We start from the raw sequence: 12,150 nt of genomic DNA, 5'->3' as shown, positions 1-12,150 counted from the left end.
GTAATTTGCACCTTATCTTCAGGATGACGAAACTAAATGCTTAGCCAAAAACTCTATAGTTGGGTAACTATAAAGCGCAGTAGCAGGAATATCTCGTTCTAGCCAAGCTCCCAACTCAGCAACTAGATTTGCTGCATCAGCCGATCCTAGAGCATAGCGCTCAAAAGGAAGAGTACTATTCACCTCATCTGCTTCAATGTTAAAAACTTTGGCGATGTAAGCGACTAACCAAGCTTTAATTTTTTCTTCTAGAGGCAGCTCCTTTTTTTGATCCACTACTGGCAGTTTGGCTACTATTTGACTGTATTGCTTCATCGCCTCACTGCAACTCATGCCTTTAAGTTGATTCCAGGCTTGCCATTGAATATACTTTCTAGGTTGCAGAATCGGATCTGGCTCCTCCTCTAGACAATCCCCTTCCATTGCTTGTTGATAGAGAGTCTCAAGCTCTATTTCTTTCTTGCCTTTAGGTAGTTGAACATGACCAAAGCGAACTAAGTTGGACATGGTCTGAAATTCTAACTCTATATTGTCTAGATCATGAGAATCACGAACGACATTTATTCCATAATCATCTTGCCCTGATACCAGGATACAAAAATGCTTTTTGATATTATGAAAATTTTCGTCGATGAAATCGCCTTTTAAACGGTGTGGATAAACCTGTACGCTGGGAGGAACATAACGTCCATTAATACCTAGTCGGCGTTGTTGCTTGGAGTTATTGGGGGGAGAGGAATGCATAACTCTTTCGGTAAAAATGATAGCTTGCCCCATGCGCGCTGGTACAGCTTCCACTTCCCATTCATTGTCATCGAAGTCAAACACTACTGAGTATTTTCTCCGCCCTTGCCAAACCATTTTATGGTTTTTTATACCCGCAAACATTCCCTGCTCAGCAGGTACCTGCACTCGCCGAAATTTTTCCTTGTGTGTCCCATTAGCAAAATGTAAGCAACCGTTTTCGAGAGTAGCATCATCTAAAGCTATCCATACTGATATATTTATAATATCTTCAGTATTGGGGTAAAGCAGTGCTGGCTTTTGAGGATCATAAGCGCTGGGGTCGTAAGAATCATAAACTTGATGCCATTTGATCTCTCCTTCCCCTGGCATTTTGCAAAAAACATTACTGTTCCACAATAGTAAATTGTCCCCACCCAACTGGTTTAGTAGCCGAACAATTTTGTTGTTTTTAAACATCTCGGCTATCGGTTGATGAAACAGATGAAGGTCACGAGATGTGTTGAGGTTCAGGACATTGTTGTAGAGCATCATCATCGGCTGACCCTCTACTTCTTTAATTGAACTATTAGTTTCTATACATTTTTTTACAGATTCTACTTCTGAACTTGTAAATAGATCCAGGGGGCCTAACCATCCCTTTTCTTCAAAGTGTTGAATCTGGTTTGGTGTGAGCATATTCAGGGTTCAATCCTTTCTAGATTACTACTGTAATGGTATAAAAAAACACTGTATGGGTTAGTTTTTTATACTGATACAAAGTATCATTCAGTAGCTTAACAGAAGCTATTCTGAAATGCACTTTATTAGTGTAACATTTTGTAAAGCTGTTCATTATCTATAGCGTTTCTCATAGCTATGAGGTACACATTATTTTTTCCCTCTTCCCTCTTCCCTCTTCCCTCTTCCCTCTTCCCTCTTCATTCTTCCCTGCTCCCTGCTCCCTGCTCCCTGCTCCCTAAAAACCAGAGATTTGTACCTCATGGGTATAAGACTTGCTATATGTTCTTACGGGGTAACGAAACAGGGTCAAATGCTTGCTATGTAAAGGTTGTAGAATTTTATGGTAAAAATAAGTAAGGTAGGTTTTGTGGGAAAAACAGGTAAATATTTTATTAGCATAAAACCTACCTGTTGACAATTTGCTCCGGATTATACCAACTAAAAAGTAAATTTACTATAGCCGAATAGATTTTCTTAAAAATTTGCTTCTTCCGTACCTGTTATGCTAAACTAAGCAGGTGCAAAAAATTAATTGCACATTTAATGAAACTCAAAGCCTTGCAATGTAAGGGTTACAGAGATCCAGAGTAGGTAATTAATTGGTAGTGATAAACATGTAGTGATACAACATTGCCTTTAAGCAGGTGCAAAAAATTAATTGCACATTTTCCAAAACTCAAAGCTTTACACTGTAGCAGTCTTTCCCTCCAGTGGTTCGACAATGTGCTGTGTGTTATACAGATTTTTGGGAAGCTTATAAAAGCGATGCAGCGCGGTCTTGGGGAGGCAGCGCGGTCTTGGGGGTCTCCCCCACTCGCTATTGCCGTGGTTTCCCCCACTCGCTATTGCATCAAGAACAGTAATACGACAAAAGCAATGCAGAGGTGCGACCCGTGGCGAATTTAATTACGGGTCAAAAGCACCATTACGGTCTTGGGGAGGCAGTGCGGTCTTGGGGAGGCAGCGCCGCCAAAGGGGGTTTCCCCGGAGACGAAACCTGATTACGTTGAGCCTTTATGGTTGGTAGGCTATGCAGAAAAGGGTTCAAACTTATTGATTAGCGATGCAGCGCGGTCTTGGGGGTTTCCCCCATGAGCGACTNGTAGCAGTCTTTCCCTCCAGTGGTTCGACAATGTGCTGTGTGTTATACAGATTTTTGGGAAGCTTATAAAAGCGATGCAGCGCGGTCTTGGGGAGGCAGCGCGGTCTTGGGGGTCTCCCCCACTCGCTATTGCCGTGGTTTCCCCCACTCGCTATTGCATCAAGAACAGTAATACGACAAAAGCAATGCAGAGGTGCGACCCGTGGCGAATTTAATTCGCCTACGGAAAGCGCACCTAAGCCTTCACGCGGGGGTTCCCCCCGGAGACCAAACCTGATTACGTTGAGCCTTTATGGTTGGTAGGCTATGCAGAAAAGGGGTAAAACTTATTGATTAGCGATGCAGCTTCGGAACAGGGGGTTTCCCCCACTCGCGCTTTGCATCAAGACAAGGCTCAACTGTCTTACGGTAACTTCTAACCATGAGCGACTGCCGTGGTTCCCCCACTCGCGTTTTGCATCAAGACAGCGTCACAAACAAGTAGCAAAAAAAACTGGTAAAACTAATCATATTGAAAGATTAAATAATACCTGAAGACAAAGGATTAGTCGTCTGGTAATAAAAACTTTGTCATTTTCCAAAAAATTCTAAAATCACTTAGGAGCTATGCTTAAATTTTCAGATCTTTGAGCGCTGATGCGGTTTTTGGCTTTTGTTTATAGTTTGCTCCTATCCCTTTAGTCTAAACTCCAGTAACGCCGAAAATTCAGGAATTGATGGATGATTAATGAATGAAGGACAAATTTTATGAATACTAAGAAAAAATTTACCTCTTTGATAGACCTGCTATGTTATAGAGTAACAAATGAACCGAACCAAAAAGCCTATACCTTTATTTCTAATGGAAAAACAGAGACAGCCAGCTTGACTTATGGAGAATTGGAAAAGCGGTCACGAGCAATCGCAGCTCAGCTTCAGGAGATGGGGGTAACCAGGGGGGAACGAGCATTGCTGCTCTATTCACAGCCTCTAGATTTCATTTGTGCTTTCTTTGGATGTTTATATGCAGGAGTCATTGCTATTCCGGCTCCTCCACCTGATGCAATTCGATTGAAGCGAACTCTGCCTCGACTTCAAGCTTGTGTTCAGGATGCCCAAGTTTCTCTAGTGCTGACTACATCTCAAATTTCTTCTCAGTTCCCAAGTGAATGGCAAAAAGACTTTGAGTATAATAATATGTTGTTATGGTTGTTTACTGAGGAGATATCAGAGCAACTAGCAAACCAATGGCAAGAATTAAAAATTAATCTAGATGCCATAGCTTATTTACAATATACTTCTGGGTCTACATCTACACCGAAAGGAGTCATAGTGACCCATAACAATGTAATGCACCATTCTGCCTATATCAAGCAAGCATGGAACTACACTTCAGATAGTATTGCTGCTACTTGGATGCCTTACTTCCATGATTATGGTTTGATTGATGGACTTATACAGCCTATTTATTCTGGTATTACTTGTTACGTAATGTCACCATTGACATTTGTTAGAAGACCGACCTGCTGGCTAGAGGTTATTTCTAAGTATAAGGTAACCCATAGCCAAAGTCCAAACTTTGGCTATGACTACTGTGTTCGTCAAGTTACATCAGAACAAATAACTAATTTAGATCTTAGGAGTTGGAAAACAGCTAGTAATGGAGCAGAGCCAATTCGTAAAGACACTATAGAAAAATTTATTAAAACATTTGAACCTTGTGGGTTCCGTGCCACAGCTTTTTTTCCAGCTTATGGTCTTGCAGAAGCAACTTTGTTAGTTGCTACCAAGTCTCACAATGATGTGCCTGAAATTGCCTCAATTGCTGCATCAGCACTAGAGAAAAATCAGATTGTTGAGTGCGATGGAAATCAAAAGGGAAGTCGATATGTGGTTAGTTGTGGTTTCCCGATTTGTGGAATAAAAGTAATTATCGTCAATCTCAATACTTTAATTAGGTGTGCGTCAGATGAAGTTGGCGAAATTTGGGTATCAGATTTAAGTGTTGCTCAAGGTTATTGGAATAGACCAGAAGAAACAAAGCATACATTTGAGGCATATCTAGCAGATACTGGTGAAGGTCCATTTCTACGTACTGGTGACTTGGGGTTCATCAAGAATGGTCAGCTGTTTGTCACTGGGCGCTTGAAGGATGTAATCATCATTCGAGGTCAAAATCATTATCCTCAGGATATTGAATTTACGGTTGAACAGAGCCACCCAGCACTGCGTAAAAATTCTGAGGCAGCATTTGGGGTTGAGGTAGATGGCGAAGAGAAATTAGTCGTTGTTCAGGAGGTGGAGCGAAGTTGGCTGCGAAAACTGGATTTCGATGAAGTAAATGGAGATATTCGTCAGGCGTTGATGGAGCAACACGAACTACAGGTTTATGCAATAGCATTGATCCAACCAGGTAGCATTCCTAAAACTTCAAGTGGCAAGATAATGCGTCAAGCTTGTCGGATTAAGTTTCTAGAGGGAACTTTGGAAGTTATAAATTCAGGTGGTGGTAATCCAGAACACTTAAGAAGACTAACTGTTATGAGTGTTATGAGGGCAACTCCAAAAAATGGGGCGCATCTGGGGTAGGGACCAGGGCAAACGCATCTAAAATTAAATTGACAAGTAAGCAAAAATCTGGTAAGTAAAAATCTGGTTAAGTTGAGCACCAAATATGAGGCTGGCAAAATCATCGTCTCTATCTAGCCTTAGTTGCTGAATTTCGGTATTGATTGGTTTTTTATTTTGCCTTCAACCTTAAACCTTCAACCTTAAACCTTCAACTTTAAACCTTCAAACTTCTGGACTTGGTGATGAATCACTAGATTTGACATCCAACCAAGCTCGGATTTCTTCAACTAACCAATTCAATTCAGCTTCTGGTAATTGTTCGCCAAAGATGTAAGTTTGGGATTTTTGACCAAAGGGTGATGGTCGTTCTACCTGAGTAGTGATCGCAATCCCCCGATGGTATCTGCCTTGTGCATCCCGATAGGCAGTAATATAAACTTCTTTAATTTGTGAGTTTTCTCCTCGATCCCATTTTTTGCGGCTCAAGGATGCCTTAATAATTTCAAATTTTTTGTTATCAAAACAAATACGAACTGCCTCAGAAAAGTCTTTTTCTGAGTTTAATGATGTTATCCACATCACTAAAAAAATTGGTATTGCTAAAGGCAGTAATGAGACTGGAATTGCTAATAATATTACTAATATTTGAAGAATAAGGTGCTTAAATAAATCCAGTAAAATTGCTACAACTACTCCCAACCCAACACCAACTAATATCCGGTGTTGCCTAGACTTTTCTAAGGTCTTGAATCGCTGTAGTGAGTAAGAAAATACCCCCTTTACCACCCCTCTAGCTTGTTTTAGGGCATGTTTGAAGGGTTTCATCACTATCATTTCCCAGTGGGAGGGGATATCAATGATTAGTTGTTCTGCTGATTTATGAATACGGACAACAGTGTCTGGCAGACCAGTTGGGGAGGTGTTGTTTGATGGAACCACTGGGTTAGTGTATAGCGCTTCAGTAGCTTGTTTAGCATCACTGAAGCGACGCTCCACAGCTGGTTCTGTAATTTTCTCTAGCCACGTCACCAAGCCAGGCTCAACAGTAGAACCGAGTAGTTGACGAAATTGAATCCGCAAATTTTCCTGAGGTAACTCAGCAGGTGCCACTCCAGTCAGCAGTTCAATCAAGGTCACCCCTAAGGCATACAAATCAGAAGCAGGCACAGCTTGACCCCCAAACTGTTCCATGGGTGTATAACCATAGGTTCCCACCACTGTAAATGTGGCACCCGCAGTAGTTGGTTGAGCCTGCACTGCTCCAAAATCGATTAAATATACCTGCTCGTCCTCACCCCAAATTAGATTGCTTGGCTTGATATCTCGGTGTAAGACTGGGGGGTTGAGCTGATGTAAGTACTGAAGAATTTCTAAAATATCAGCTGCGATAGTATTTACCTGCTGCTGAGAGAATCTAAACCCTTGAGACTGTTGCTGTTTCAGGGATAGACCGGGGATATACTCCTGAACCAGTCCAAACCATAGGATACTCTCATCGAGGGAAAAATAATCCCGATACTTGGGAATCCGAGGATGATCCAGTTGTTTGAGAACTTGCGCTTCCCGCTCAAATAGTTTCAAATCGTCCCATTGTACGGGACCACCTAAAGCCAAAAGCTTGACTACGACTTGCGTGTCAGACTCGGAATCCAGTGCTAGCCAAGTCTGGCGCACTGGATTGTCATTCAGCTGCTGCTGGAGGTAATAGCGATTTTGGAGGACTTTCCCAGATTCTAGCATAGTGTAGTAGGCGTTGAAGCCAGTTCTTTTACTATAGCTTTTGGTGAATACAACATAGTATAAAGAAGGATCCTTGTGAATAAGAGCAATCAACCATGTCCTGTAGCAGTTACAGAAGTATTGGGGCGGTTGCTAAGAGATTGTTGGTCAAAAAATTCTGATTCCCCTAAATCCCTCTGGTAAGCTATCAGCGTGTCGCGTATCAGCGTGTCGCGTATCAGCTAAAGGCCTGTGGCCACGCTACTTGAGATGCTTAGGTGCGCTTTCCGCATCTAATTATTAAATTCGCCACGGGTCGCACCTTTTGAATAAAATAAGCTGACCGCTGAGCGCTGACCGCTGAATGCTTACTCCCTCTGCCTGATTAACCCCCTTCCATCCCCCTTAAAAAAGCAGAGTTGTTTCAAGGGGTGCTAGGAAGGAAATCAAAGACACGAAGCTCTTAGTTTTGAAAATTTGTTTTATACACAGTACAGTCTATATTCAATAGAATATTAATTACATTTTAGGTAATTTGATTTATTGTTTAAATTTAACTTTAAATTATAACGAATTGAATAATTAAACTAGATAAAAATTAAATTATTGCTCCAGCCAAGATTCCTAAATACCTATTTTAATTGATGACGGCAGATGATCAATCATAAGTTTTACCAAAGCTGGCTATTTTTTTGATAAGGACATTGAATTAGCTTTAATAAAGCCAGTTTACATTCTGGATTATATATTTCTATAAACAACTCGTCTTGAATATAAGTATTACAATGATAATTACATAAACATAAATCCCTGGCTTCAAGCTGTAAGTGATTACAATATCGATAAAAAAAAATGGTTATGGGAAAACTAAGTTGATTACAATTTTTACCAATCATGATCTGGAATGTTCAAGTTTTAACTATTTGCCAGAGTAGCTTTTTGGTTAGATTTATCTAACTATAAACTCTGTCAATGAGATGTAGCAACTCTTGTGGAGCATCATCCTTTCCCAGACCGATAAGATAGTTATAGTCTCAAGGAGTTTAATTCAGTAGGTGTTGCAATTGCTGTTGTTGTAGTTGCCCAATCCCAGTGGTTGCCCAATCCCAACTTGAACCTTTTCTGTAATCCAGGCAGACTACCACCAGCCTGTGATGGGATAAAGTCTCTCCCCATCCCTGTTTTTGGCGGAACGGTTTTTGAGCTGGTGGAGCTGTTGCTTGAATAGTTCTATCTGTTGCGTTCTATCTGTTGCTGCTGGGCGGAGATTTGTAAATCTAATTTATTTAGATGTGTTTGCCCTGGGGGGCAGGGTAAACGCATCTAAATTTGTATTAAAATTTACAGTGAAAAAATAAACAATAGTATCAAAAATCTAGAATTACCCTGTTGATTCTCAATAAGCGCAACTTATTATCAATTATTGGCCGTGTTATCCTTGGTCGATTTGAGAGTACTCTACATTCTGGTTTCGTACGCAAATCCGACTTTGATTTTTGTTCAAAGTCAGCGGAAAATTTGTTGACTTTGAACAAAAAAAACTGCTTTAGGATGGGATTTATTCGAATTTCACAAAAAATTGAGTTAATCAATTTTTTGTATGTTACCATTTATACCAAATAAGATGCGTTTACCCTGCCCTGGGGGGAAGGCCAAACACACAAACAACCACCGTCACGGTTATTCAGTTTTTAAGGCGCGAAACTTTGCCACTTGTCCCTAAGTGTGATACTTTCATTGAGTGCTTATCGATACTGATTTAAAGCCAGCAAATCCCACACCATTTACCCCAGCATAACCTCTGAGGGGTGTTGTAATTTGTTTTTACCTGGTAGTCGGTGTCGCACCGCTATCTTCAATGGCCTAAGACTTGGTTTCTTAGGAACCGATTCTTGTCGGGGTCGAGAAGACAAAGATACTGAAGACAATGTGAAATTATTCTGATGATTACTCAGTCACCACCAAGTAACTGGCGACTCAAGCCAGGTTATCTGAGCTATAGTGGCTCTCAGTTTGAGTCCGTTCACATTCTTTTGGGACGGTTTTTGGCCGATCGCCATTCCTCTAATCCTCTATCGACTGGCTCTTTACTGTCCGACAATCCCAGCTGTGAATGGGGCAAGGGGCAGCCATTCGAAAAAGTGATCGACTCTCCAGAAGCTTTTGCGGCGTTGATAGCAAATCCTCAGTTGTTTCGACATGCGATCGCAATTATTGAACCCTGGAAACATGTGGGCTGTAACCCCCTAGGTGAGGAGGTCCGTGCCTCGGTTAATGTGGCTTATTTGGCGCAAAAAGTTGCTGACTGTGATTCAATTCTCTTTCCCTATTGGGCCTCAGGTCCGTTAGATTTGGAGCGACTGATCCCCGTCATCAGCTCAGGATTGGCAATTGTGGTAGAGGGGGGGGATCCATCTGTCCGGAATCCATCTACCTTTGCAGGGGCAAGTTGCTCCCATCAGGATCTTCTCCGTCTATCTGAGCAGATTCTCCTCTCTCGGACTCCTGCAAGCGCACCTGCCATATTTATTTGTTTAGGGCACCAGCTTGCGGCTCAGGCTCACATCAGCCTGATTCGTCGGGCAGTCAGGGAAGTGTTGGCTCTAGATGTTTTGGAGGGGGATGGCAATGGCAAGGCTTTAAGGGCTTTACAACTTGTCTGTCAAGAAATCCAGGCAGTAGGGCAGTCCCTGGTCGTCAAGAAGCGGGATGGCCGTGTGGTGGCAGACAATTGGGAGCATCAGGAGTTTGCGGTGGCTCACAACGAAGCAAAAGAGATTGGTGATCGCCAGCTGCGCCAGTATGAATCCCCTGACCATGAGACCTCCGGTGTTCCTGAGGCAGTGATTGTTGCCCATGAGATTACTGCTGATGAGCACGAAGGGGTGATTGATACGTCGATTGCCTATGAGCATGAACTCAACATTGCCATGTTTCATTCGGACGAGGTCAACGAAGAGGCAATCTTATTTGCAAACTGGGCGTATCGGTTAATTCATGATGCTCTCATTCCCAGCCGTCACATTGTAGCGAATAGTGCTTTGTCTTGGCTTATCCAGCTCCCTGATGCTGTTGAAATTTTGTGCTCGACGGCGGATGATGATGATCAGGTTTTGACAGAGTGTTCTGGGACTTGCATCAATTACATAGATTTTGAAAGTAAAACCGTTCGGCGATCGTTTACCTGTCAGTTTCATCCCGAATTGCTGGCAGATCTGCGGGTGGTGGGCTTGCGGCAGCCCCCCTCCTATGAAGAGCTGAAGCAGGATGATGGGGTACGGCTATTTGCACGTTTGTTGTATGCCGGGATGCAGGAATAGCGATCGCAATTTCACAGGCAGACAGCTCTTGCTTGAATAGTTCTATCTGTTGCGTTCTATCGGTTGTGGCTGGGGGGAGATTTGTTTTTGCTGTGGTTCAATCAGTGAGCTAGTTGAGGCGGTATAGCGTAGAGCTTCTTTTGATAGTGGCTAAAACTAACATGAACCAGGTAACGGTACCTGGTTCATGGTTATACTTATTCAACAAAATATCTAGCTAGGGTTTACAGATTCTTACAGCCGAAGCTCAACAAAAAAGTATATTCCTCCATTACTTACTTTCCTGAGTGGTTTGGCTTTTGATGTTTTAACAGTTTGGTTAGCCAAAGACGCTGAACAAAGATGCTTCAGATCATGACCACTAGCTAGTTAAAACATCGATTAATTAGGGCTAGACATGGTTTTAGTTGTCTAGGGTAGGTGGGAATTAAACTGAATTACTCCCATTGATGGTTATTTAACGCCTACCTTACCCTACATGTCTTGTTAATCTCTATGACTAAGTTTCTAGGGCTGTAAGTTCTTCAGGACAGGAGGCACAGTCCTGAATTCCGATTGGTTTGTGTGCCTATGATTAATGTATCAACTTGGCTGAACTTTTGGTAGACTCTGTTCAGAGAAATTTGCTTAACTTAAACTTTGTTTAAAAAGCCTATGAATTCGTAACGTTCGACAAATCCTATAGGATTTACGGCGCAAACCCGGTTATTGAGGGTAATTACACCGATTTCAGCCTTTGACTGATAAGAGAAACCGGGTTTTAAGGGTCTTGGTGTCTAAGTCCTGTACTAATCATTGATTCGAGAATATTCCACCCTCAGTAACTCTTCCGGAATCGAATTTGATCATGGGTATAGGGGTAAATGGATAAATTGGGGCATGGGATGATCTAGATTTTCGTTTGATTCATATGTTCAGCATTTTGTTAGCTTGTATTAGTTGACCAACGCTCTAAGGGAAAATCTGTCCAAATTTGATTAAACTTTCTCATCACCTGTCCTAGGTAGTGCCAAGGGTTAACTGGAAGTGGAAGGCACAGCCATTTGGCAAAATTAAGCTGAGGGGTGACACCCCTCATTAAAACTGCTATATTGTGATTATTGTAGATGCACCCTGATGATCAAGAGAGCTTGAAGACGGCTCTCTTATTTTTTTTAGGGAAAGGGATCGATACAGGATATCTCAAAAGCCGTGTGTACTCATTCAAAAACAACGCAAAACAAACAACGCAAAACTAGCGAATGCGATTGACCTTTGGTCAATCGCATACTCTGTATATATCTGTATATCTAATCAGGGATGAGAGGATGGGGGGTGAGTTTTCTGATTCCTCCACCCCTGCTCTAGGTGAAATTTATCCTCTTGCGTAAAAAGGAAAGACTTGGGTGATAACTATATAGGTGCATCCCAGATTGACTTGAGCAAGTTGTGATGAGGAAATAAACATGAAAAAAGCACTATTAATCGGAGCGTTATTGGCCCAGACTACAACATTTGGTGCTAGTAAAGCCCTGGCTCAGGTTCCTGATTGGGTGATGGATGGAGCAGGATGTGTTCCCATTGATTCTGCTATACAACAAGACCTTTATCTGATCACGGCGGGACGGATTAAGTTCAAACCAGAAAAAACCGGTTCAATTACTGTCATTTGTCCAGTGTCTGTTAATGTTAAAAATGCCAACAACATTAGTGTTTCCTACCGTGATTCGACGGGAAGAAGTACGAATGCTCGTGTCACAGCAGCACTACGACGCATTAGAAAGCGTGATGGTGCTGTTAATACTGTCTCTGGATTAGTTTTTAATTCGGATACCAGAAGCGAAACTGCTTATACCTTCGAGGGAAGTTCAACCAGTAGTGAATCAGGTCATACCTTTGACCATTTCAATTACTACTACTATGTGCAGACTGCCCTGGTTCGGAGAAGCTCAAGCAATATCGTCGAGTTTGGGGGAGTTGAGCTAGGAAGAGTTATTTTTTAAGTCTGATCTC

General features: G+C 42.0%; 8 protein-coding genes and 1 pseudogene. 6 read left to right on the top strand and 3 right to left on the bottom strand.

Features of this window, described 5'->3' with window-relative positions; genetic code table 11:
- Positions 1-18: 18 nt before the first annotated feature.
- Entirely contained in the window at positions 19-1,422 is a 1,404-nt protein-coding gene (locus BJP37_RS09570) for an acyl-CoA-binding protein (RefSeq protein ID WP_075898312.1), read from the bottom strand.
- 810 nt (positions 1,423-2,232) lie between these two features.
- On the opposite strand from BJP37_RS09570, the gene BJP37_RS38840 reads away from it, so the two are divergent.
- From BJP37_RS38840 to BJP37_RS09560, 4 genes and pseudogenes are all read left to right on the top strand, one after another.
- Positions 2,233-2,373 carry a hypothetical protein gene (locus BJP37_RS38840; RefSeq protein ID WP_158069501.1) on the top strand — a complete coding sequence of 47 codons (141 nt, stop codon included), beginning with the start codon at positions 2,233-2,235 and terminating at the stop codon, positions 2,371-2,373.
- A 270-nt stretch (positions 2,374-2,643) separates the two neighbouring features.
- On the top strand, positions 2,644-2,784 hold the full coding sequence (locus BJP37_RS38835; RefSeq protein WP_158069501.1) for a hypothetical protein: 141 nt from the start codon (positions 2,644-2,646) through the stop codon (positions 2,782-2,784).
- Positions 2,785-3,034: 250 nt separating this feature from the next.
- A pseudogene (locus tag BJP37_RS36060) lies at positions 3,035-3,160 on the top strand (IS1 family transposase); the annotation flags it as partial.
- Positions 3,161-3,316: 156 nt separating this feature from the next.
- Entirely contained in the window at positions 3,317-5,137 is a 1,821-nt protein-coding gene (locus tag BJP37_RS09560; protein WP_075898310.1) for a fatty acyl-AMP ligase, read from the top strand.
- Between the two features lie 204 nt (positions 5,138-5,341).
- Here the strand turns inward: BJP37_RS09560 and BJP37_RS09555 are convergent, their stop codons facing one another.
- The gene (locus BJP37_RS09555; RefSeq protein ID WP_075898308.1) at positions 5,342-6,859 is read right to left on the bottom strand and encodes a serine/threonine protein kinase; all 1,518 of its coding nucleotides are present in this window, start codon (positions 6,857-6,859) and stop codon (positions 5,342-5,344) included.
- 1,005 nt (positions 6,860-7,864) lie between these two features.
- On the bottom strand, positions 7,865-8,014 hold the full coding sequence (locus tag BJP37_RS38830) for a hypothetical protein (RefSeq protein ID WP_158069500.1): 150 nt from the start codon (positions 8,012-8,014) through the stop codon (positions 7,865-7,867).
- Positions 8,015-8,781: 767 nt separating this feature from the next.
- Here BJP37_RS38830 and BJP37_RS09545 point away from each other — a divergent pair.
- Together BJP37_RS09545 and BJP37_RS09540 are read left to right on the top strand one after the other, a co-directional pair.
- Positions 8,782-10,158, top strand: coding sequence for a hypothetical protein (locus tag BJP37_RS09545; RefSeq protein ID WP_075898304.1), 1,377 nt, complete (start codon positions 8,782-8,784; stop codon positions 10,156-10,158).
- Between the two features lie 1,445 nt (positions 10,159-11,603).
- Entirely contained in the window at positions 11,604-12,140 is a 537-nt protein-coding gene (locus BJP37_RS09540) for a hypothetical protein (protein WP_075898302.1), read from the top strand.
- Positions 12,141-12,150 lie beyond the last annotated feature (10 nt).

The organism is Moorena bouillonii PNG (genome assembly GCF_001942495.1).
Classification (GTDB): Bacteria; Cyanobacteriota; Cyanobacteriia; order Cyanobacteriales; family Coleofasciculaceae; genus Moorena; species Moorena bouillonii.
Note: the sequence above shows the minus strand (reverse complement) of the source record. Positions and strands in the feature narration are given on the sequence as shown.

Coding starts and splice junctions, on each gene's coding strand:
- BJP37_RS09570 (WP_075898312.1), bottom strand. CDS start 1,422: ATGCTCACACCAAACCAGATTCAACACTTTGAAGAAAAGGGATGGTTA.
- BJP37_RS38840 (WP_158069501.1), top strand. CDS start 2,233: ATGCAGCGCGGTCTTGGGGAGGCAGCGCGGTCTTGGGGGTCTCCCCCA.
- BJP37_RS38835 (WP_158069501.1), top strand. CDS start 2,644: ATGCAGCGCGGTCTTGGGGAGGCAGCGCGGTCTTGGGGGTCTCCCCCA.
- BJP37_RS09560 (WP_075898310.1), top strand. CDS start 3,317: ATGAATACTAAGAAAAAATTTACCTCTTTGATAGACCTGCTATGTTAT.
- BJP37_RS09555 (WP_075898308.1), bottom strand. CDS start 6,859: ATGCTAGAATCTGGGAAAGTCCTCCAAAATCGCTATTACCTCCAGCAG.
- BJP37_RS38830 (WP_158069500.1), bottom strand. CDS start 8,014: ATGGGGAGAGACTTTATCCCATCACAGGCTGGTGGTAGTCTGCCTGGA.
- BJP37_RS09545 (WP_075898304.1), top strand. CDS start 8,782: ATGATTACTCAGTCACCACCAAGTAACTGGCGACTCAAGCCAGGTTAT.
- BJP37_RS09540 (WP_075898302.1), top strand. CDS start 11,604: ATGAAAAAAGCACTATTAATCGGAGCGTTATTGGCCCAGACTACAACA.